Origin of the sequence: Virgibacillus xinjiangensis (assembly GCF_042643145.1) — a bacterium.
Taxonomy (GTDB): domain Bacteria; phylum Bacillota; class Bacilli; order Bacillales; family Amphibacillaceae; genus Virgibacillus_O; species Virgibacillus_O xinjiangensis.
The window spans coordinates 17,598-37,768 of sequence record NZ_JBHRSA010000044.1; the positions used below are offsets into that span (position 1 = coordinate 17,598).

The 20,171-nt window shown below is 44.4% G+C and carries 29 protein-coding genes; all 29 read right to left on the reverse strand.

What is annotated here, in order from left to right:
• Window positions 1–128: 128 nt before the first annotated feature.
• Entirely contained in the window at window positions 129–773 is a 645-nt protein-coding gene (locus tag ACFOGI_RS11630) for an adenylate kinase (protein ID WP_390272646.1), read from the reverse strand.
• 33 nt (window positions 774–806) lie between these two features.
• Window positions 807–2,099: a preprotein translocase subunit SecY gene (gene secY, locus ACFOGI_RS11635; protein WP_390272649.1), complete on the reverse strand. Its 1,293-nt coding sequence runs from the start codon at window positions 2,097–2,099 to the stop codon at window positions 807–809.
• Window positions 2,099–2,539: a 50S ribosomal protein L15 gene (gene rplO, locus ACFOGI_RS11640; RefSeq protein WP_390272652.1), complete on the reverse strand. Its 441-nt coding sequence runs from the start codon at window positions 2,537–2,539 to the stop codon at window positions 2,099–2,101. Before rplO ends, secY begins: the two co-directional genes overlap by 1 nt.
• Window positions 2,540–2,569: 30 nt before the next feature.
• Entirely contained in the window at window positions 2,570–2,752 is a 183-nt protein-coding gene (gene rpmD / locus ACFOGI_RS11645; protein WP_390272654.1) for a 50S ribosomal protein L30, read from the reverse strand.
• A 16-nt stretch (window positions 2,753–2,768) separates the two neighbouring features.
• Window positions 2,769–3,272: a 30S ribosomal protein S5 gene (gene rpsE / locus ACFOGI_RS11650; protein WP_390272657.1), complete on the reverse strand. Its 504-nt coding sequence runs from the start codon at window positions 3,270–3,272 to the stop codon at window positions 2,769–2,771.
• Window positions 3,273–3,293: 21 nt separating this feature from the next.
• Window positions 3,294–3,656, reverse strand: coding sequence for a 50S ribosomal protein L18 (gene rplR / locus ACFOGI_RS11655; RefSeq protein ID WP_390272660.1), 363 nt, complete (start codon window positions 3,654–3,656; stop codon window positions 3,294–3,296).
• A 32-nt stretch (window positions 3,657–3,688) separates the two neighbouring features.
• Window positions 3,689–4,225: a 50S ribosomal protein L6 gene (rplF, locus tag ACFOGI_RS11660; RefSeq protein ID WP_390272662.1), complete on the reverse strand. Its 537-nt coding sequence runs from the start codon at window positions 4,223–4,225 to the stop codon at window positions 3,689–3,691.
• A 29-nt stretch (window positions 4,226–4,254) separates the two neighbouring features.
• Window positions 4,255–4,653 carry a 30S ribosomal protein S8 gene (rpsH, locus tag ACFOGI_RS11665; protein ID WP_390272664.1) on the reverse strand — a complete coding sequence of 133 codons (399 nt, stop codon included), beginning with the start codon at window positions 4,651–4,653 and terminating at the stop codon, window positions 4,255–4,257.
• Window positions 4,654–4,682: 29 nt separating this feature from the next.
• Window positions 4,683–4,868, reverse strand: coding sequence for a type Z 30S ribosomal protein S14 (locus ACFOGI_RS11670; RefSeq protein WP_019375521.1), 186 nt, complete (start codon window positions 4,866–4,868; stop codon window positions 4,683–4,685).
• A 29-nt stretch (window positions 4,869–4,897) separates the two neighbouring features.
• Window positions 4,898–5,437: a 50S ribosomal protein L5 gene (gene rplE, locus ACFOGI_RS11675; RefSeq protein WP_390272666.1), complete on the reverse strand. Its 540-nt coding sequence runs from the start codon at window positions 5,435–5,437 to the stop codon at window positions 4,898–4,900.
• Window positions 5,438–5,463: 26 nt separating this feature from the next.
• Window positions 5,464–5,775 (reverse strand): 50S ribosomal protein L24, encoded by a 312-nt coding sequence (rplX, locus tag ACFOGI_RS11680; protein WP_390272669.1) that lies wholly within the window; start codon window positions 5,773–5,775, stop codon window positions 5,464–5,466.
• A gap of 33 nt (window positions 5,776–5,808) precedes the next feature.
• Complete coding sequence (gene rplN / locus ACFOGI_RS11685) at window positions 5,809–6,177, reverse strand: 50S ribosomal protein L14 (RefSeq protein WP_390272671.1); 369 nt, start codon at window positions 6,175–6,177, stop codon at window positions 5,809–5,811.
• Between the two features lie 43 nt (window positions 6,178–6,220).
• Window positions 6,221–6,484, reverse strand: a complete 264-nt coding sequence (rpsQ, locus tag ACFOGI_RS11690) for a 30S ribosomal protein S17 (RefSeq protein ID WP_026680242.1) — start codon at window positions 6,482–6,484, stop codon at window positions 6,221–6,223.
• A gap of 25 nt (window positions 6,485–6,509) precedes the next feature.
• Window positions 6,510–6,710 (reverse strand): 50S ribosomal protein L29, encoded by a 201-nt coding sequence (gene rpmC, locus ACFOGI_RS11695; protein ID WP_390272674.1) that lies wholly within the window; start codon window positions 6,708–6,710, stop codon window positions 6,510–6,512.
• Window positions 6,700–7,134 carry a 50S ribosomal protein L16 gene (rplP, locus tag ACFOGI_RS11700; protein ID WP_390272676.1) on the reverse strand — a complete coding sequence of 145 codons (435 nt, stop codon included), beginning with the start codon at window positions 7,132–7,134 and terminating at the stop codon, window positions 6,700–6,702. Before rplP ends, rpmC begins: the two co-directional genes overlap by 11 nt.
• Window positions 7,135–7,153: 19 nt before the next feature.
• The gene (gene rpsC, locus ACFOGI_RS11705; protein ID WP_390272678.1) at window positions 7,154–7,795 is read right to left on the reverse strand and encodes a 30S ribosomal protein S3; all 642 of its coding nucleotides are present in this window, start codon (window positions 7,793–7,795) and stop codon (window positions 7,154–7,156) included.
• A gap of 3 nt (window positions 7,796–7,798) precedes the next feature.
• Entirely contained in the window at window positions 7,799–8,140 is a 342-nt protein-coding gene (rplV, locus tag ACFOGI_RS11710; RefSeq protein WP_390272681.1) for a 50S ribosomal protein L22, read from the reverse strand.
• Between the two features lie 18 nt (window positions 8,141–8,158).
• Complete coding sequence (gene rpsS / locus ACFOGI_RS11715; protein WP_390272684.1) at window positions 8,159–8,437, reverse strand: 30S ribosomal protein S19; 279 nt, start codon at window positions 8,435–8,437, stop codon at window positions 8,159–8,161.
• A 57-nt stretch (window positions 8,438–8,494) separates the two neighbouring features.
• Window positions 8,495–9,325, reverse strand: a complete 831-nt coding sequence (gene rplB, locus ACFOGI_RS11720; RefSeq protein ID WP_390272686.1) for a 50S ribosomal protein L2 — start codon at window positions 9,323–9,325, stop codon at window positions 8,495–8,497.
• 29 nt (window positions 9,326–9,354) lie between these two features.
• Entirely contained in the window at window positions 9,355–9,642 is a 288-nt protein-coding gene (gene rplW / locus ACFOGI_RS11725) for a 50S ribosomal protein L23 (RefSeq protein ID WP_390272689.1), read from the reverse strand.
• Complete coding sequence (rplD, locus tag ACFOGI_RS11730; protein WP_390272692.1) at window positions 9,642–10,265, reverse strand: 50S ribosomal protein L4; 624 nt, start codon at window positions 10,263–10,265, stop codon at window positions 9,642–9,644. Before rplD ends, rplW begins: the two co-directional genes overlap by 1 nt.
• A 26-nt stretch (window positions 10,266–10,291) precedes the next feature.
• Entirely contained in the window at window positions 10,292–10,921 is a 630-nt protein-coding gene (gene rplC, locus ACFOGI_RS11735; RefSeq protein WP_390272695.1) for a 50S ribosomal protein L3, read from the reverse strand.
• 30 nt (window positions 10,922–10,951) lie between these two features.
• Entirely contained in the window at window positions 10,952–11,260 is a 309-nt protein-coding gene (gene rpsJ, locus ACFOGI_RS11740; protein WP_390272698.1) for a 30S ribosomal protein S10, read from the reverse strand.
• A 356-nt stretch (window positions 11,261–11,616) separates the two neighbouring features.
• The gene (gene tuf, locus ACFOGI_RS11745; RefSeq protein WP_390272700.1) at window positions 11,617–12,807 is read right to left on the reverse strand and encodes an elongation factor Tu; all 1,191 of its coding nucleotides are present in this window, start codon (window positions 12,805–12,807) and stop codon (window positions 11,617–11,619) included.
• Window positions 12,808–12,928: 121 nt separating this feature from the next.
• Window positions 12,929–15,007, reverse strand: coding sequence for an elongation factor G (gene fusA / locus ACFOGI_RS11750; RefSeq protein ID WP_390272702.1), 2,079 nt, complete (start codon window positions 15,005–15,007; stop codon window positions 12,929–12,931).
• A gap of 42 nt (window positions 15,008–15,049) precedes the next feature.
• Window positions 15,050–15,520 (reverse strand): 30S ribosomal protein S7, encoded by a 471-nt coding sequence (gene rpsG / locus ACFOGI_RS11755; RefSeq protein WP_390272705.1) that lies wholly within the window; start codon window positions 15,518–15,520, stop codon window positions 15,050–15,052.
• Window positions 15,521–15,558: 38 nt separating this feature from the next.
• Window positions 15,559–15,972 carry a 30S ribosomal protein S12 gene (gene rpsL / locus ACFOGI_RS11760; protein ID WP_390272708.1) on the reverse strand — a complete coding sequence of 138 codons (414 nt, stop codon included), beginning with the start codon at window positions 15,970–15,972 and terminating at the stop codon, window positions 15,559–15,561.
• Between the two features lie 142 nt (window positions 15,973–16,114).
• Window positions 16,115–16,369, reverse strand: a complete 255-nt coding sequence (locus ACFOGI_RS11765; protein ID WP_390272710.1) for a 50S ribosomal protein L7ae-like protein — start codon at window positions 16,367–16,369, stop codon at window positions 16,115–16,117.
• A gap of 171 nt (window positions 16,370–16,540) precedes the next feature.
• Window positions 16,541–20,143 carry a DNA-directed RNA polymerase subunit beta' gene (rpoC, locus tag ACFOGI_RS11770; protein ID WP_390272712.1) on the reverse strand — a complete coding sequence of 1,201 codons (3,603 nt, stop codon included), beginning with the start codon at window positions 20,141–20,143 and terminating at the stop codon, window positions 16,541–16,543.
• Window positions 20,144–20,171 lie beyond the last annotated feature (28 nt).

Consider the following 20,171-nt stretch of genomic DNA (forward strand, 5'->3'; position numbering starts at 1 on the left):
AAGGGGTGAGAACTTAAATCATGTGCCACTTAAACTAAACAACACGTGAATCATAACTACTACGATACCAAGCATCTCTTACTCAGCAGGGTTCCACCCGTATCGTGCCCTCAAATACAGTCAATAGCTTATTTTTCAATGATACTTTGAATATCCCGGAATACTTCATCAATCTCACGATCTCCGTCTACCGTAACAAGATATCCAAGATCTTGGTAAAAGTTCAACAATGGTTGCGCCTGCTCGATATTAACAGCTAGACGATTTTTAACCGTTTCTGGTTTATCATCATCACGTTGGATCAGAGCAGAACCATCTTTGTCACAAATACCTTCCTCTTTTGGAGGATTATACTGTACATGGTAAGTAGCTCCGCATGTTGGACAAACTCTGCGACCAGTTAAGCGCTCCACTAATTTTTCTTCCGGTACATCCACATGCAGTACATAGTCAATGCTGCTTCCCATGTCCTGCATCAGATTTTGAAGGCTTTCCGCCTGAGCAATGGTTCTAGGGAACCCATCAAGCAGGAAACCGTTCTTGCAGTCATCTTTGCTTAAGCGTTCTTTGACAATGCCTATCGTGACCTCATCGGGAACCAATGCCCCCTGGTCCATATACTCTTTTGCTTTTTTACCTAGGTCTGTGCCTTCTTTAATTGCTAGACGAAACATATCTCCTGTAGAAATATGAGGGATGTTATAATTTTCATTTATCTTCTCTGCCTGTGTACCTTTACCGGCACCAGGAAGACCCATCAAAATCAAGTTCAACTAATTTCCCCTCGCTCTCATTGGCAGCCGGGTTTACTTTATGAACCCTTTGTAGTGGCGTTTTACCAACTGACTTTCCAATTGTTTCATGGTAGTCAGGGCAACTCCGACAACAATCAGTAAACTAGTGCCGCCGATTTGTACTGCAGTCGGCAGGTTTGCAATACTGCCCAGTACTATAGGAAGAACAGAAACTGCCGCTAGGAATAGTGATCCTACAAAAGTCAGTCGATACATGACTCTTGTCAAGTAAGTCTCCGTATTCTGGCCGGGACGTATCCCCGGAATATAGCCGCCCTGTTTCTGCAGGTTTTCAGCCATCTGCTCAGGATTGACCTGGACAAATGTATAGAAATAGGTGAAAGCAATAATCAATGCTACATAAACCACCATACCAACAGGCTGTGTATAGTCAAAGATATATTGGATGGTAGAGGCTGCCTGACTGCCCTCAAAGAAACTCGCAATGGTAGTCGGCGCCATAATGAATGCAATCGCAAAGATTACCGGGATAACACCTGCAGCGTTCACTTTGAGTGGTAAATGGGTGGATTGCCCCCCGACTGGAGACCGATTCACTAGTTTTTTTGCATATTGGATAGGTATTTTACGCAATGCTTCATTCACAAAGACAACACCAACTGTAACGGCGATAACAACTAGTGCAATCAACGTGACAATAACAATATTGATGAACAATTCATCACCAGGATTAACGAAATACTGGCTATATAATTGACCAATACCATTCGGCACTGCAGCAACAATACCTGCAAAGATCAAGATTGAAATTCCGTTTCCAACACCATGCGCTGTAATTTGTTCCCCCAGCCACATCAGGAATGCTGTACCACTGGTAAGTACAATGGCAATAAGCAAGAATTTCCCTACGCCAGGATCTTCAATCAACATACCTCCAGCCATGGCATTGAAGCCGATGGACATTGCAATAGCCTGGATGAAAGCTAGCACGACTGTAGCATAACGTGTAATCTGCGCTATCTTCTTCCGGCCCACCTCACCTTGCTTTTTCAACTCAGCAAGTTTAGGCACAACATCCATCTGCAATAACTGCATGATGATGGAGGCAGTGATATATGGCATGATCCCCATGGCAAAAATGGAGAAGTTTTGTAAAGCTCCTCCACCAAAAGTATCAAGAAAACCGAAAACATTTTGCTGGTTCATAAAATCAATTGCATCTCTGTCGGTATATGGGACTGGAATGAAAGTGCCCAATCGAAATACAATCAACATTAATAAAGTGAAAATAATTTTCTGTCTGATGTCTTTTACGCGCATAAAATTGGAGATCGTACGGAACATTAGATCACCTCAGTTTGACCGCCCGCTGCTTCGATAGCTTCTTTAGCTGAAGCAGAGAACTTGTGAGCTTTTACTGTAAGTTTCTTCTCAACAGTGCCGTTGCCCAGTACTTTGATACCGACTTTTTGCTTACTTACGACACCTTCTTCCAGTAATAACTCAGGTGTGACTTCTGTGCCGTCTTCAAAACGATTCAATGCATCCAAGTTTACAATAGCAAATTCTTTGCGGTGGATATTTGTGAATCCTCGTTTTGGAAGTCTCTGGTACAATGGCATTTGGCCACCCTCGAAACCTGGACGAGTACCTCCGCCTGAACGTGCTTTCTGCCCTTTATGTCCTCTGCCGGAAGTTTTACCATTCCCGGATGACATACCGCGGCCAACACGATTTCTGTTTTTGCGAGTACCTTCTGATGCCTTCAATTCATGAAGTTTCATGCGAGCACCTCCTTATCGCTAGATTATTTATTATACTTCTTTAACCGTGATCAGGTGGGATACTTTATCGACCATACCGCGTACAGCAGGTGTATCTTCAAGTACCACTGATTGACGGATTTTCTTAAGACCTAAAGCTTCAACAGTTTTACGCTGTTTATCTTTTCCACCAATAACACTGCGTGTGAGGGTGATTTCTAATTGTTTAGACATAATTCTTCCCTCCTTATTATCCTAACAGTTCTTCGACAGACTTTCCACGTAGTTTCGCTACGTCCTCTGCACGTTTCAGATTTGTCAGTCCGTTTAATGTTGCGCGAATCATATTGATTGGTGTATTGGATCCAAGTGATTTCGTAAGGATGTCACCGACACCAGCCAATTCAAGAATTGCACGGACAGGTCCACCGGAGATAACACCAGTACCTTCCATTGCTGGTTTCAGCAATACATTACCGGAACCATAGCGACCGTGGATTTCATGTGGAATGGTTGTTCCTACAATCGGTACTGTGATCAAATTCTTCTTCGCATCATCAACTGCTTTTTTGATTGCTTCTGGTACTTCCTGTGCTTTCCCTGTACCAAAACCTACATGGCCATTCTTATCACCGACAACTACTAAGGCTGCAAAGCGGAAACGACGTCCACCTTTTACTACCTTTGCAACACGGTTGACCGTAACAACACGCTCTTCAAGATCTAATTTGTTCGGATCGATGTTTGTACTCATCTAGGGGTTCCCTCCTTTATCTTAAAATTCCAGTCCTGCCTCGCGAGCAGCATCTGCCAATGCTTTTACACGTCCATGATAAAGGTAGCCTCCGCGATCGAATACAACTGATTTATAACCTTTATCCTGGGCACGTTTAGCAATCAATTCTCCTACTTGTACAGCAGCTTCTACATTGCCCGTTGCTTCCACGTTCAATTCATTATCGTTGGTTGAAGCACTAGCAACAGTAACACCATTGTTATCATCGATTAGCTGTGCGTAGATGTGTTTATTTGAACGGTATACATTCAAACGAGGGCGTTCTGCTGTGCCGAATAGACTTTTCCGTACACGTTGATGCCTTCTCTTACGTGTAATGTTCTTGTCAGGTTTTGTGATCATCTAGCTCACTCCTTTCTGCTCCCTAACTCACTTTACTTAGCAGTCTTACCTTCTTTACGACGTACATATTCGTCTTGGTATCTGATACCTTTGCCTTTGTAAGGCTCCGGTGGGCGGATTGCTCTAATGTTGGATGCGACAGCACCAACAAGTTCTTTGTCAATTCCCTTCACGACGATCTGTGTGTTTTTAGGAACTTCGATATCAATACCTTCAATCGGATCCAATTCAACAGGATGTGAGTAACCGGCATTGATTACTGTTTTATCCCCTTGTTTCTGGGCACGATACCCGACACCGATGATCTCAAGGGATTTTTCAAAACCTTTGTGTACACCCACTACCATGTTGTTGATCAGACTGCGGGTAGTACCGTGCAATGCACGATGATCTTTATGGTCGCTTGGACGCTCAAGTGTAATGATATTATCTTCAATGTTTACTTTGATATCTTGGTGGAAATCTCTTGATAATTCCCCTTTTGGTCCTTTTACAGTAACCTTGGTACCGTCAAGCTTCACTTCGACGCCTTCAGGGATTTCAATTGGTTTTAGTCCTATACGAGACATTCCATGCACCTCCTATCTAGAAAAGTTAATTACCAAACGTATGCTAGTACTTCGCCGCCAACAGCTTGAGAACGAGCTTCTCTATCAGAAAGCACTCCGTTGGATGTTGAGACGATAGCAATTCCTAAACCGTTAAGTACACGCGGTACTTCCGTTGCTTTAGCATAAACGCGGAGTCCAGGTTTACTGATGCGTTTGATGCCGGTGATAACACGTTCGTCATTTGAGCCGTATTTAAGGAAAATACGCAGAACACCTTGTTTGTTGTCCTCAACAAATTCAAAATCAGAAATGAAACCTTCACGTTTGAGGATATCAGCGATTTCTTGTTTCATTTTTGAAGCAGGAAGCTCCAATTTTTCATGACGTACCATGTTAGCATTACGAATACGAGTCAGCATATCTGCGATCGGATCTGTCATAACCATTACTCATTACCTCCTTCCCGAATCGGGGTTTACCAGCTTGCTTTTTTGACACCAGGAATTTGACCTTTATAGGCAAGTTCACGGAAACAAATACGGCATAGTTTAAATTTACGGATTACTGAATGTGGACGGCCACAGCGTTCACAACGTGTATATTCACGTACTTGATACTTTTGTGGACGCTTTTGCTTCGCAATCATTGATTTCTTAGCCACAATTTTCCCTCCTTCTATTAGCTCTTAGCTTATTTTTGGAAAGGCATGCCTAGCTGAGCCAAAAGTTCACGTGCTTCTTCATCAGTATTGGAGCTTGTTACGATAACAATATCCATACCACGCACTTTACTTACTTTGTCATAGTTAATTTCCGGGAAAATCAATTGCTCTTTAACACCCAGCGTATAGTTGCCACGGCCATCAAAAGCTTTTTTAGAGATACCGCGGAAGTCACGTACACGAGGCAGTGAAACAGCGATCAGTTTTTGAAGGAATTCGTACATACGCTCACCACGGAGTGTAACTTTGGCGCCGATTGGCATTCCCTCACGAAGGCGGAACCCAGCGATGGATTTCTTCGCACGAGTAACCATAGGCTTTTGACCAGAAATTAATGCAAGCTCTTCTACGGCATCATCCAATGCTTTGGAATTTTGTACTGCATCACCCACACCCATATTGATTACAATCTTTTCAAGGCCAGGTACCTGCATAACAGAATCATAGTTGAATTTATTCATTAGAGATGGTGTAATTTCATCTTGGTATTTTTGTTTAAGTTCATTCATCATGTCGCCCTCCTTTCGTCGCTAAATTAATTATCTAAAGCTTCACCGGATTTTTTAGCGATACGGACTTTCTTTCCATCACGTACTTCATACCCAACACGAGTTGGTTCACCGGATTTTGGATCTATCGGCATTACATTAGATACATGGATTGGACCTTCGATGTCGAGGATTCCACCCTGCGGATTATCCTGGGAAGGCTTCGCGTGTTTCTTGATCATGTTGACACCTTCTACAAGAACACGTTCCTTCTTCGGATAAGCTTCTAAGATAACGCCCTCTTTACCACGGTCTTTGCCGGATAAAACTTTGACTTTATCACCTTTTTTAACATGCATGCTTGACGCACCTCCTTGACAGGTTTCTATCACTTATAAAACTTCTGGAGCTAGAGATACGATTTTCATGAACTTTGCATCGCGCAATTCACGTGCGACTGGCCCAAAGATACGAGTTCCTCTTGGACTTTTATCGTCACGAACGATTACCGCTGCATTTTCATCAAAACGAATGTATGACCCGTCTTTACGGCGTGCACCAGATTTAGAACGTACAATTACTGCTTTTACAACATCGCCTTTTTTGACAACGCCTCCTGGTGTTGCTTGTTTCACCGTACAAACAACTACATCACCAATATTAGCAGTTTTACGTCCGGATCCGCCTAATACTTTAATGGCCAATACTTCACGAGCACCAGAGTTATCTGCAACTTTCAATCGAGTCTCTTGTTGAATCATAACACTGTGACCTCCCTTCGGATACCTTCCGAGCGAACTTTATTTATATGATTACCGCTTCTTCTACAACTTCTACCAGACGGAAGCGCTTAGTAGCTGACAGCGGGCGGGTTTCCATGATGCTGACAATGTCGCCAGTTTTTGCTTGATTGTTTTCATCATGCGCCTTGAATTTCTTTGAATACTTAACACGTTTTCCGTACAGCTTATGAAACTTGTATGTTTCAACCAATACAGTGATTGTTTTATCCATTTTGTCAGATACAACACGACCTGTATATACTTTACGATTATTACGTTCAGTCATATGAGGCTAGCCTCCTCTCTAGGAATCAGTTATTTACACTTAGTTCGCGTTGACGCGCAACAGTTTTCATGCGGGCAATTGTCTTTCTTACTTCACGGATACGTGCAGTGTTTTCCAATTGGCCGGTTGCAAGTTGAAAGCGTAAATTAAAAAGTTCTTCTTTCAAAGATTTAACTTTTTGTTCAATTTCGGCAGTGGTTAGTTCTCTGATTTCATTAGCCTTCATTGATTTCACCACCAATTTCTTCACGTTTTACAAATTTAGTTTTAACCGGCAGCTTATGTGAGGCAAGACGTAACGCTTCACGCGCAACTTCCTCGGGCACACCTGCAATCTCAAACATAATTTTTCCTGGTTTTACTACTGCTACCCATCCCTCAGGAGCACCTTTACCGGAACCCATGCGGACTTCTAGGGGTTTAGCAGTATATGGTTTGTCTGGAAAGATTTTGATCCAAACTTTACCGCCACGTTTCATGTAACGAGTCATTGCAATACGGGCAGCCTCGATTTGACGGCTTGTGATCCAAGAAGCTTCTGTAGCTTGAAGACCATATTCCCCAAATGCTACTGTTCTGCCACCTTTAGCTTGGCCTCTCATTTTTCCACGATGTTGTCTACGATATTTAACACGTTTAGGCATTAACATAATGCATCTGCCCCCTTCCTTATTTGTTAGGTTTGCTTGGAAGGACTTCCCCACGATAGATCCACACTTTGACACCTAACTTACCATAAGTTGTGTCTGCTTCTGCTGTGCCATAGTCGATGTCGGCACGCAGTGTGTGAAGTGGTACAGTTCCTTCGCTGTAATGTTCAGCACGAGCGATGTCTGCTCCGCCAAGACGTCCGGATACCATAGTTTTAATACCTTTCGCGCCACCACGCATTGCACGTTGAATGGTTTGCTTCTGAGCACGACGGAAAGAAATACGGTTTTCCAACTGACGAGCGATATTTTCAGCAACAAGTGTTGCGTCAAGATCAACTTTCTTGATTTCAACAATATTAATGTGTACACGTTTGCCTGTAAGGCTGTTCAACGCTTTACGAAGTGCTTCCACCTCGGAACCGCCTTTACCGATTACCATACCTGGCTTACCAGTATGAATGGTAATGTTTACACGGTTTGCTGCACGTTCAATGTCGATGGAAGAAACAGCAGCTGTACGCAAACGGTTTTCAAGATATTCTCTGATTTTAATATCTTCATGCAGCAAGTCTGCATAGTCTTTGCCGGCATACCATTTTGACTCCCAGTCTTTGATGATGCCAACGCGAAGACCCGTTGGATTAACTTTTTGACCCACTGACTATCCCTCCTTCTTTTCTGTTACAACCAGTGTGATATGGCTTGTGCGTTTATTTATTCTGCTTGCACGTCCTTGAGCACGTGGACGGAAACGTTTCAATGTAGCACCTTCATTTACAAATGCTTCAGAAATGACCAGGTTATCCGGATCCATCTCATAATTGTGTTCTGCGTTTGCAATAGCGGAGTTAAGCACCTTTTCAACTACCGGAGATGCACCGCGTCTTGTGTGGCGCAGGATTGCTACAGCTTCACCAACATTTTTTCCTCGAATTAGATCGACGACTAGACGTACTTTACGAGGAGCAATGCGAACTGACTTCGCAACGGCTTTAGCTTGCATATTGAATGCCTCCTCTCATTAGCGTTTTGTTTTCTTGTCATCGCCAGCGTGTCCTTTGAACGTACGGCTTGGCGCGAATTCACCTAATTTATGTCCGACCATGTCTTCTGTAACGTAGACGGGTACGTGTTTACGTCCATCATATACTGCGATTGTATGACCAACGAAATTAGGGAAAATAGTTGAACGGCGGGACCAAGTCTTGATTACTTGCTTCTTTTCCGTTTCATTCAAGTTCTCGACTTTTTTCATTAGATGGTCATCTACAAAAGGTCCTTTTTTTAAGCTACGACCCATGGATAAACCTCCTTCCGCAATTGAGAGACGGGGATGTTATCCCGTCCAAAACTTAATTTATTTTTTACGTTTACGAACGATATATTTATCGCTAGGCTTGTTGCGTTTACGTGTTTTGTAACCGAGAGTTGGTTTGCCCCATGGTGACATTGGAGATTTACGTCCGATAGGAGCACGGCCTTCACCACCACCATGTGGGTGATCGTTAGGGTTCATTACAGAACCACGTACTGTTGGACGAAGACCTTTCCAGCGAGAGCGTCCAGCTTTACCTACGCGAACAAGTTCATGCTCAAGGTTTCCGACTTGGCCGACAGTTGCACGGCAAGAAGAAAGTACCAAGCGCACTTCACCAGAAGCTAGGCGTACAAGAGTGTATTTGTCCTCACGTCCGAGGATTTGAGCTTCAGCTCCAGCAGAACGAGCCAGCTGGCCTCCACGCCCCGGTTTCAGTTCGATGTTGTGGATGATTGTACCCACTGGAATGTTAGCCAATGGCAATGCATTCCCCAATTTAATGTCCGCTTCTTCTCCAGAAACGATATCTTGCCCTACCTTCAGTCCTTTAGGAGCTAAAATGTAGCGCTTTTCACCATCAGCATAGTTGATCAAAGCAATGTTTGCTGAACGGTTTGGATCATACTCAATAGTAGCAACGCGTCCTGGTATACCGTCTTTATCGCGTTTGAAGTCGATAATACGGTATTGACGCTTATGGCCGCCACCTTGATGACGAACAGTCAATTTCCCTTGGTTGTTACGACCGCCGCGTTTATGCAGTGGGCTCAACAGGGATTTTTCCGGCTGGTCAGTTGTGATTTCCGCGAAATCAGATGTTGACATATTACGTCGGCCGTTTGATGTTGGTTTAAACTTCTTAATCGCCATCTTGTTTTCCCTCCTTCACTTATTTTTGACTAAGCTTCAAAGAATTCCAGTTCTTTGCTGTCTTCAGTAAGCTGTACAATTGCTTTTTTGCGATCTGGGCGGTAACCACCGTAACGTCCCATCCGCTTGAATTTACCTTTGACGTTCATCGTGTTGACTTTCTCTACTTTCACATCGAAGATCAACTCGACTGCATCTTTGATTTCGGTTTTATTGGCTTTTGGATAAACTTCAAATGTGTACTTTTTCTCTGACATCAGATCAGCTGACTGCTCAGTGATGACAGGGCGCTTTATAATATCACGTGGATCTTTCATTATGCAAGCACCTCCCCTGCTTTTTCAGCTGCATCCTTAGTGACGATCAGCTTGTCATGCGTAAGCAAGTCAAGTACATTGATTTCTTCTACAGTAAGTACTTTCACTGATTGAAGGTTGTTAGCTGAACGGATTACTGTGTCTTCCTTTTCAGCAGTTACGATCAGAGCTTTAGAGTCTACATTAAGTGCATCCAGCATCTTAACGACTTCTTTAGTTTTTGGAGCTTCAATTGCGATATTTTCCAATACTACAAGATTCTCTTCTTGAACTTTAGAAGATAAAGCAGACTTAAGCGCCAAACGACGTACCTTCTTAGGAAGTTTGTAACTATAGCTGCGTGGTGTTGGTCCGAATACTGTACCACCACCAACCCATTGTGGAGATCGGATGGAACCCTGACGCGCACGGCCAGTTCCTTTCTGACGCCATGGCTTACGTCCGCCACCGCTAACCTCTGCACGGTTTTTTACTGCGTGAGTACCTTGTCTCAAGGAAGCACGCTGCATAACAACAGCCTCATGCAGTACATGTGTGTTTGGTTCTATGCCGAATACGGAGTCATTCAACTCTACATCTCCAGCTTGTGAACCGTCTTGTTTAAAAAGTGCTACTTTAGGCATGACATATCCTCCCTTCGTGTATATTATTAGTTAGCCTTGTTTGCACTCGTGATCTTCACGAATGATTTCTTAGCACCTGGAACGTTTCCTTTGATAAGAAGCAGATTCTTTTCAGTATCCACATTTACAATTTCCAGATTTTCGATGGTAACCTGGTTGCCGCCCATTTGACCTGGAAGTGGTCTACCCTTGAATACTCTCATCGGGTCAATAGAACCCAAAGCACCTGGGCTTCTGTGGAAATGGGAACCGTGGGAAGATGGCCCGCGTTGTTGATTGTGACGTTTGATAGAGCCTTGGAAACCTTTCCCTTTGGTAGTACCAGTTACATCAATTTTATCTCCAGCCTCGAAAACGTCTACTCCGACTTCTTGGCCGACTTCATACGCATCAATGTCTGCGTTACGGATTTCACGAACGTAGCGCTTAGGGCTAGTGCTCGCTTTTTCAGCATGACCTTTAGCCGCTTTGTTTGTGCGAGATTCTTTGACGTCAGCAAAGCCTAGTTGCAATGCTTTATACCCATCGTTTTCTTCTGTTCTCTTCTGTAAAACTACGTTTGGCTCAGCTTGGATAACTGTTACAGGGATTAATTCGCCAGTTTCAGAAAAAAGCTGAGTCATGCCGATTTTACGACCTAAGATTCCTTTCGTCATCCGTTACACCTCCTATAATTAACCTAAAGATTATAATTTAATTTCAATATCCACACCGGATGGAAGATCAAGACGCATAAGCGAATCAACCGTCTGTGGTGTTGGATTAACAATATCGATCAAACGTTTATGTGTACGCATCTCGAATTGTTCACGTGCATCTTTGTATTTGTGCACGGCACGCAATACTGTGTAGACAGACCTTTCGGTCGGCAAAGGAATTGGTCCAGATACTTTGGATCCAGCTCTTTTTGCAGTGTCTACAATTTTTTCAGCAGATTGATCCAATACTTGGTGATCATATGCTTTCAAACGGATTCTGATTTTCTCTTTTGCCATTATTTTCCCTCCTTTTTCGCCCATATTGTTACAGACATACTCCACGGAAATTCCTTAACACTCCCGCCATGGCAAAGGGGCCGGGTGTGCCAACAACCTTCCGTTTCATCGCCTTAAATGACCAACATTCATATTATATAAGAAAATGGTGGTCAGTGCAACCTTTATTTATATAATCCTAACGAATCGCACATCAATGTATTATACAGACATTAACCCTCTATTTCAAGGGTTCGCGAAACTTTTTTACTAAGAGGGTGAGTCTATATCAAAATTGACGATGATGCCTTCCACACCATCCATAGACATAACAAAAAGGACAGCGCAGCACGCTGTCCGTTTTGTTATTAGCAAGTTTACTCTTGAATTTCGTTTACAACGCCTGATCCAACAGTACGTCCACCTTCACGGATGGAGAAACGAGTACCGTCTTCGATAGCGATTGGGGAAATCAAATCAACTTTCATTTCCACGTTATCGCCAGGCATTACCATTTCAACGCCTTCTGGAAGTTCAATTACTCCAGTCACGTCAGTTGTACGGAAGTAGAACTGTGGACGGTAGTTGGCGAAGAATGGAGTGTGACGTCCACCTTCTTCTTTAGAAAGAACGTAAACTTCTGCTTTAAACTTTGTGTGTGGAGTGATAGAACCAGGCTTAGCAAGAACTTGGCCACGGTTGATGTCATCACGAGCTACACCACGTAGAAGTGCACCGATGTTGTCACCAGCTTCTGCATAGTCAAGAAGCTTACGGAACATCTCAACACCAGTTACAGTAGTTTTAGAAGATTCTTCAGCAAGGCCGATGATTTCTACTTCGTCCCCTACTTTAACTTCACCACGTTCAACACGGCCAGTTGCAACTGTACCACGGCCAGTGATGGAGAATACGTCCTCGACAGGCATCATGAATGGCTTATCTTTGTCACGGTCTGGAGTCGGAATGTATTCGTCGACTGCAGCCATCAATTCAACGATTCTTTCCTCGTACTCAGCATCTCCTTCAAGAGCTTTCAGAGCAGAACCTTTTATTACTGGTACATCATCACCAGGGAAGTCGTATTCTGTAAGAAGATCACGCACTTCCATTTCTACTAATTCGAGCAGCTCTTCATCGTCTACCATGTCTGTTTTGTTCAGGAATACAACGATAGAAGGTACACCTACGTTACGGGAAAGCAGGATGTGCTCACGAGTTTGTGGCATTGGACCATCTGCAGCAGAAACAACCAGGATAGCTCCGTCCATCTGTGCAGCACCAGTGATCATGTTTTTAACATAGTCAGCGTGACCTGGGCAGTCAACGTGTGCATAGTGACGGGTATCTGTTTCGTACTCTACGTGGGAAGTAGCAATAGTAATCCCGCGCTCTTTTTCTTCTGGAGCTCCGTCGATCTGGTCATAGGCCATAGCGGAACCTTTACCGGATTTCTTGTGCATTACAGAAGTAATAGCAGCAGTAAGAGTTGTTTTACCGTGGTCAACGTGACCAATTGTTCCAATGTTCACGTGACTTTTGGAGCGATCGAATTTTTCTTTAGCCATTTATAGTTCCTCCTTTAATTAAATGAAAGTTTTTAGCATTTATATACAGCCAAGAAAATAGAATGGTCATAATCTCTCAGCCTTTACTAAAAGTTATACTTTAGATTGAAGAAAAAATCAATTATTCACCAGCGTTTTTCTTGATAATTTCTTCAGCAATGCTCTTCGGCACTTCTTCATAGTGGTCGAAGGTCATTGTATAAGTTCCGCGGCCCTGTGTATTGGAGCGCAAAGCAGTTGCATAACCGAACATTTCAGACAATGGGACAAATGCATTGACTAGCTGTTGCTGTCCACGGGAATCCATACCTTCCACACGTCCACGACGGGAGGTTACGTCACCCATGATGTCACCCATATACTCCTCAGGAATGACAATCTCCACTTTTACGACAGGCTCGAGGATTACCGGTTGGGTCTTAGCTTTAGCAGCCTTCAACGCCATGGAACCAGCAACTTTAAATGCCATCTCGTTGGAGTCAACGTCATGGTAGCTTCCATCATACAATGTAGCTTTAAAATCAATCAGAGGATATCCTGCAAGAATACCATTCTCTGCAGACTCTTTGATTCCTGCTTCGACAGATGGAATATATTCACGCGGTACAACCCCACCAACGATTTTATTTTCAAATTCAAAGCCGGCGCCTTCTTCGTTTGGTTCAAATTTGACCCAAACGTGACCATACTGTCCACGACCACCGGACTGACGTACGAACTTACCTTCAACTTCAGCAGAAGTACGGATGGTCTCACGATAAGCAACCATTGGAGCGCCAACATTTGCTTCTACTTTGAATTCACGCTTCAGACGGTCCACGATGATGTCAAGGTGAAGTTCACCCATTCCGGAGATGATTGTCTGGCCAGTTTCCACGTCCGTCTCTGTCTTGAAAGTCGGATCCTCTTCAGCCAACTTGCCAAGAGCAATAGCCATTTTATCCTGGTCGGCCTTTGTCTTAGGCTCGATAGCTACAGAGATTACCGGTTCAGGGAAATCCATGGATTCAAGGATGACCAAGTCTTTTTCATGACACAATGTATCACCGGTTGAGGTATCTTTCAAACCAACTGCAGCGGCAATTTCACCACTGTATACAGTGGAGATCTCTTCACGTGAGTTAGCATGCATCTGCAGGATTCGCCCTACACGTTCACGCTTATCCTTCACAGAGTTTCTGATATAAGAACCAGAATCAAGTGTACCGGAATAAACACGGAAGAATGTAAGTTTACCAACATATGGGTCAGTCATAACTTTGAATGCCAATGCAGAGAAAGGTGCATCATCACTGGATGGGCGAGTTACTTTCTCTTCAGAGCCAGGTATAATACCTTCGATAGGTGGTACATCGGTCGGAGCTGGAAGATAATCAAGGACACCATCCAACACCAGCTGAACGCCTTTGTTTTTGAAGGCGGAGCCGCAGAATACAGGGTAGAATTCTACGTTCAGGGTAGCTTGACGGATTACATTTTTCAGTTCTTCGTTGGAGACTTCCTCCCCTTCGAGGAACTTCATCATCAAGTCTTCATCAAGTTCAGAAACTGCTTCAACCAGGCTTGCGCGAAGTTCTTCTGCTTTTTCCTTGTATTCAGCGGGAATCTCACGAGCCTCTGCGCGTGTTCCAAGATCATCTTCATAATAGTAGGCTTCCATGGTAACAAGGTCGATGATTCCTTCGAATTCATCTTCAGCACCGATAGGAAGTTGGACCGGATGGGCATTAGCACCAAGTCGGTCTTGCAGAGTTCCAGTGGAATACTCGAAATCCGCACCTACTTTATCCATCTTATTGATAAACACGATACGCGGCACACCATATGTGGTAGCCTGGCGCCAAACGGTTTCTGTTTGAGGCTCAACACCTGATTGGGCATCAAGAACTGTTACAGCACCATCCAACACTCTGAGGGAACGTTCAACTTCAACTGTGAAGTCTACGTGTCCTGGTGTGTCGATAATGTTTACACGGTGGCCCTTCCACTGAGCAGTGGTTGCTGCGGAAGTAATCGTGATTCCGCGCTCTTGTTCCTGCTCCATCCAGTCCATCTGAGAAGCACCTTCGTGGGTTTCACCGATTTTGTGAATACGTCCTGTGTAGAAAAGAATACGCTCGGTAGTGGTGGTCTTACCTGCATCAATGTGTGCCATAATACCAATATTACGCGTCTTTTCCAAGGAGAACTCTCTAGCCATGTATTCTTCTCCCTTCTCTTGAAAGCTTTTAATTTGGTAGTATTACCAGCGGTAGTGAGCAAATGCTTTGTTAGCTTCAGCCATTTTATGCATTTCTTCACGTTTCTTCACTGCAGCCCCAGTGTTGTTGGAAGCATCCAGGATTTCGTTTGCTAGGCGCTCTTCCATCGTTTTCTCTCCGCGAAGACGGGAGTAGTTGACGATGTAGCGTAGTCCTAAAGCCTGGCGGCGCTCAGGGCGAACCTCCATTGGTACTTGATAGTTTGAACCACCAACACGGCGGGCTCTAACTTCGAGTACTGGCATAACGTTTTTCATCGCCTGTTCAAATACTTCCATTGCATTTTGACCGCTTCTTTCAGCTACAAGATCGAATGCATTATAAAGAATTTTTTGGGCTTTACCGCGTTTTCCATCAATCATGATTTGGTTGATTAAACGGGTAACTAACTTTGACTTATATAGTGGATCTGGCAAGACATCGCGTTTAGGTACTGGTCCTTTACGTGGCATATGTCCCCCTCCTTTCCTGTTTGTTTTCGTTTGACATCTTATTTCTTAGGTCGTTTTGTCCCGTACTTGGAACGGCCTTGTGCACGACCTTCTACTCCTGCTGTGTCAAGTGCACCACGTACAATATGGTAACGTACACCAGGAAGGTCTTTTACACGTCCTCCGCGCAGAAGAACAACACTATGCTCCTGAAGATTGTGGCCAATCCCTGGGATGTATGCAGTTACTTCCATGTTATTGGAAAGACGCACACGAGCATATTTACGAAGAGCCGAGTTCGGTTTCTTCGGTGTCAGTGTACCCACACGAGTACAAACTCCGCGTTTTTGAGGAGAGTTTTGGTTGGTGAACTTTTTCTTGAAGCTGTTGTACCCTCTGTTGAGTGCTGGGGAGTCAGACTTCTTCGGCTTGCTCACACGACCTTTACGTACTAGCTGATTAATTGTAGGCATTTATGTTTCCTCCTTTCTTAACATAAGTTCGGTTTACTCTGAAACCTAGCACCACCCGCCAATTGTGGCTTTTGTAATCCCACATGTCCAGGTGGTTCATCTTTTGGCAAAAACAAAGCTTTCGCGGGAAATCCCGCCAAAACTAGGATTGTTTTATTGCTGCTGTAGATGCGCCAACCTCTATGCCGCAAGCAGCTCCAAGCTCATTCATTGAATCAACCCGATCGCATGGTATATTCAATTCTTTGGCTAAACTTGCAACTTTTTGTGTTATTTTTGGATCAGCATCGTCAGCAATAATCACTTCACTTATTTCGCCATTTTTCATAGCTTTGAGTGTTTGCTTCGTTCCAATAATCACACGTGATTGAACTTGCGTTACTTTTTCATAAGACATATCCGTATATCCTCCAAAGCAACAAGCATATCGGAAGCACCTAGGATAGTTTATCACTCACCCAATGGCGTGTCAACATAAAATAGATTTTTTATGCTTCCTGATTCAACACTTGTTTCCTCATGTAAATAAGCGGACGGGGTTCCGGATAGACCGGAACCTCCATTCCGTTTATTGAATTGTTTCTGTTTCTTCGGTTTCCTCAATTGGCTCATCAACATCCGCTTCAACTGAGCGGTATTGCTGCATCCCTGTGCCAGCCGGGACCAACTTACCGATAATAACATTCTCTTTCAGACCTAATAGCTCATCGCGCTTTCCTTTAATAGCAGCATCTGTCAGGACACGTGTTGTTTCCTGGAAGGATGCCGCAGATAAGAACGAATCGGTCTCAAGGGAAGCCTTTGTGATTCCGAGTAATACGGGTTTCCCGGTAGCAGGAGACTCTCCATTCACCAGAACTTCATGGTTTGCATCGCGGAATTGATGCAGTTCGAGTAAAGATCCAGGAAGAACTTCAGTATCTCCGGCATCGACTACACGGACCTTGCGCATCATCTGGCGAACCATCACTTCAACGTGTTTATCGCCGATTTCCACACCCTGCATACGGTAAACTTTTTGTACTTCCTTAAGCAGGTAGTCCTGGACTCCTTCAATACCTTTAATCCGCAGGAGCTCTTTCGGATCTACAGAACCTTCTGTAAGCTCCTGCCCAGCTTGGACCTCATCACCCACTGTCACTTTTATCCGGGCATTATATGGAACTGGATAAGAACGTTGTTCGACATCGCCTTGGATGACGATTTCCTGCTTATCTTTGACTTCCTTAATCTCCAGTACACTTCCTTGTACTTCAGTGATGACTGCCTGACCTTTTGGATTACGGGCTTCAAAGATCTCCTGAATACGCGGCAGACCCTGTGTGATGTCATCACCAGCCACCCCGCCGGTATGGAATGTACGCATGGTAAGCTGTGTACCTGGTTCACCGATGGATTGTGCAGCAATAATACCAACTGCCTCACCAACCTCAACCTCATCGCCGGTCGCAAGGTTGCGGCCATAACACCTCTTACAAACTCCGTGTTTAGTGTTACAAGTAAATGCGGTACGGATAATCACATTTTCAATACCTGCTTCTTCAATCTGTTTTGCCTGATCCTCAGAAATGACTGTGTCGTATTCAACAATCACATTGCCGGTTTCCGGATGTTTGACAGTCTGGAAGGCGGTACGTCCAATTAAACGGTCGACCAGAGGTTCGATCAGTTCCGTACCTTCAGTCAGGGCAGAAACGTTCAAGCCTCGATCTGTACCACAATCCTCTTCACGAACAATAACATCCTGGGCAACGTCAACCAGCCTTCTGGTGAGATAACCGGAGTCGGCCGTTTTCAATGCTGTATCAGCAAGCCCCTTACGAGCCCCGTGGGTGGAGATAAAGTACTCCAATACAGTGAGACCTTCACGGAAACTGGACTTGATCGGCAGCTCAATGATCTTACCAGCCGGGTTGGCCATCAGACCACGCATCCCCGCCAGCTGTGTGAAGTTGGACGCGTTACCCCTCGCACCTGAGTCACTCATCATGAAAATAGGATTTCGAGGACTCAAGGACTGCATCAATTTATCCTGAATCGTGTCTTTTGCCTGAGACCAGACTGCAATGACCCGGTCATACCGTTCCTCATCAGTGATAAGACCACGGCGGAACTGTTTCAACACGTTATCCACTTTCTTCTGCGCTTCATCAAGGATGCCTTCTTTTTCAGCAAGCACCACAATATCAGAAACACCGACAGTCATTCCAGCTCTCGTAGAATAACTGAAACCAAGATCCTTCATACGGTCAAGCATTTTAGAAGTTTCACTGATCTTAAACCGTTTGAATACTTCAGCGATAATATCACCCAGGAAACCTTTCTTGAAAGGTTTGATAATTTCTCTGGATTGGATTACTTCTTTGACATTTTCATTACTGTCTACAAAGTACTTGTCAGGTGTTTCGTCTTCAAGATTGCTTTGAGTAGGCTCGTTAATATACGGGAAGGATTCCGGCAGGATTTCATTGAACACCAGTTTCCCGACCGTCGTCAGCAATAATTTGTTCTGATTATCTTGTGTAAAGGTTTTGTTTTTCAGACTAGCAGCCTGAACTGCAATCCTAGTGTGAAGGTGGACATACCCATTCTGATAGGATAGAAGCGCCTCGTTGATATCTTTGAAAACCTTACCTTCACCAATCGCACCTTCTCTCTCCAATGTAAGGTAATAGTTACCCAACACCATGTCCTGGGAAGGCGTAACAACAGGTTTACCATCCTTAGGATTAAGAATGTTCTGAGCTGCCAGCATCAATATGCGGGCTTCTGCTTGGGCCTCTGCCGATAATGGAACGTGAACGGCCATTTGGTCTCCATCAAAGTCAGCATTATAGGCTGTACACACTAGTGGGTGAAGGCGGATAGCGCGCCCCTCAACAAGAGTCGGTTCAAACGCCTGGATTCCCAGCCTGTGCAGAGTTGGCGCACGGTTAAGCAATACTGGATGCTCCTTGATGACTTCCTCAAGCACATCCCAGACTTCAGGGTGCACACGCTCGATTTTACGTTTTGCAGACTTGATGTTATGAGCGATTCCTCTTTCCACCAATTCTTTCATAATGAATGGCTTAAACAATTCCAATGCCATTTCTTTCGGCAGTCCGCATTGGTACATTTTCAAGTGTGGGCCGACAACGATAACAGAACGACCTGAATAGTCTACACGTTTACCGAGCAGATTCTGACGAAAACGCCCCTGTTTCCCTTTCAGCATGTGGGACAGTGATTTCAATGGTCTGTTACCAGGACCAGTTACAGGGCGTCCTCTCCGGCCGTTATCAATAAGAGCATCGACTGCTTCCTGCAGCATACGCTTTTCATTTTGGACGATGATGCTAGGTGCACCTAGGTCAAGCAAGCGCTTCAGACGGTTATTCCGGTTGATCACTCGACGGTACAAATCATTTAAATCAGATGTGGCAAAACGACCGCCATCAAGCTGTACCATTGGACGAATCTCAGGAGGGATGACCGGCAGAACATCCAGCACCATCCAGGAGGCATCATTGCCGGAATTACGGAAAGACTCGAGTACCTCCAAACGCTTGATTGCACGAGTCCTTCTCTGGCCATGAGCCGTCTTCAGCTCTTCACGCAAGGCGTCTACTTCTTTCTCCAGATCAATGTCCTGCAGAAGTTTGCGAATTGCTTCAGCACCCATCTGGGCCTTGAAGGATTTACCGTACTTATCATAATAAGAGCGGTATTCCTTTTCGGAAAGAAGCTGTTTCTTCTCTAAAGGAGTATCACCTGCATCTGTTACAATATAGGCCGCAAAATAGATAACTTCTTCCAAAGCTCGTGGAGACATATCGAGAACAAGACCCATACGGCTCGGGATCCCTTTAAAATACCAAATATGTGATACAGGGGCAGCTAATTCAATATGGCCCATTCTTTCCCTGCGGACCTTGGATTTGGTTACTTCCACGCCGCACCTATCACAGACCACACCTTTATATCGTACCCGTTTGTACTTGCCACAATGGCATTCCCAGTCTTTCTGCGGCCCGAAAATACGCTCACAGAATAAGCCGTCTTTCTCTGGCTTCAGCGTCCGGTAATTGATTGTTTCCGGTTTTTTCACCTCTCCGTAAGACCATGAACGGATTTTTTCCGATGATGCTAAACCGATTTTCATATACTCAAAGTTATTTACATCTAGCAAAGGGCCTACCTCCCTTAAAGTGTCCCGT

Coding starts and splice junctions, on each gene's coding strand:
- ACFOGI_RS11765 (WP_390272710.1), bottom strand. CDS start 16,369: ATGTCTTATGAAAAAGTAACGCAAGTTCAATCACGTGTGATTATTGGA.
- rplF (WP_390272662.1), bottom strand. CDS start 4,225: ATGTCTCGTATAGGACTAAAACCAATTGAAATCCCTGAAGGCGTCGAA.
- rpsE (WP_390272657.1), bottom strand. CDS start 3,272: ATGAGTACAAACATCGATCCGAACAAATTAGATCTTGAAGAGCGTGTT.
- rplN (WP_390272671.1), bottom strand. CDS start 6,177: ATGATTCAACAAGAGACTCGATTGAAAGTTGCAGATAACTCTGGTGCT.
- tuf (WP_390272700.1), bottom strand. CDS start 12,807: ATGGCTAAAGAAAAATTCGATCGCTCCAAAAGTCACGTGAACATTGGA.
- rpsJ (WP_390272698.1), bottom strand. CDS start 11,260: ATGGCAAAAGAGAAAATCAGAATCCGTTTGAAAGCATATGATCACCAA.
- rplX (WP_390272669.1), bottom strand. CDS start 5,775: ATGCATGTTAAAAAAGGTGATAAAGTCAAAGTTTTATCCGGCAAAGAC.
- rplC (WP_390272695.1), bottom strand. CDS start 10,921: ATGACGAAAGGAATCTTAGGTCGTAAAATCGGCATGACTCAGCTTTTT.
- rplR (WP_390272660.1), bottom strand. CDS start 3,656: ATGATCACAAAACCTGACAAGAACATTACACGTAAGAGAAGGCATCAA.
- rplB (WP_390272686.1), bottom strand. CDS start 9,325: ATGGCGATTAAGAAGTTTAAACCAACATCAAACGGCCGACGTAATATG.
- fusA (WP_390272702.1), bottom strand. CDS start 15,007: ATGGCTAGAGAGTTCTCCTTGGAAAAGACGCGTAATATTGGTATTATG.
- rpmC (WP_390272674.1), bottom strand. CDS start 6,710: ATGAAGGCTAATGAAATCAGAGAACTAACCACTGCCGAAATTGAACAA.
- rplV (WP_390272681.1), bottom strand. CDS start 8,140: ATGCAAGCTAAAGCCGTTGCGAAGTCAGTTCGCATTGCTCCTCGTAAA.
- rplP (WP_390272676.1), bottom strand. CDS start 7,134: ATGTTAATGCCTAAACGTGTTAAATATCGTAGACAACATCGTGGAAAA.
- rpsH (WP_390272664.1), bottom strand. CDS start 4,653: ATGGTTATGACAGATCCGATCGCAGATATGCTGACTCGTATTCGTAAT.
- rpsQ (WP_026680242.1), bottom strand. CDS start 6,484: ATGACTGAACGTAATAATCGTAAAGTATATACAGGTCGTGTTGTATCT.
- rpmD (WP_390272654.1), bottom strand. CDS start 2,752: ATGTCTAAACAATTAGAAATCACCCTCACACGCAGTGTTATTGGTGGA.
- rpsS (WP_390272684.1), bottom strand. CDS start 8,437: ATGGGTCGTAGCTTAAAAAAAGGACCTTTTGTAGATGACCATCTAATG.
- secY (WP_390272649.1), bottom strand. CDS start 2,099: ATGTTCCGTACGATCTCCAATTTTATGCGCGTAAAAGACATCAGACAG.
- rplW (WP_390272689.1), bottom strand. CDS start 9,642: ATGAAAGATCCACGTGATATTATAAAGCGCCCTGTCATCACTGAGCAG.
- rpsG (WP_390272705.1), bottom strand. CDS start 15,520: ATGCCACGTAAAGGACCAGTACCTAAACGCGATGTCTTGCCAGATCCA.
- rplO (WP_390272652.1), bottom strand. CDS start 2,539: ATGAAACTTCATGAATTGAAGGCATCAGAAGGTACTCGCAAAAACAGA.
- rplD (WP_390272692.1), bottom strand. CDS start 10,265: ATGCCTAAAGTAGCACTTTTTAAACAAGACGGTTCACAAGCTGGAGAT.
- rpsL (WP_390272708.1), bottom strand. CDS start 15,972: ATGCCTACAATTAATCAGCTAGTACGTAAAGGTCGTGTGAGCAAGCCG.
- rplE (WP_390272666.1), bottom strand. CDS start 5,437: ATGAATGAACTTAAACAAAAATACCAAGATGAAATTACACCATCTCTA.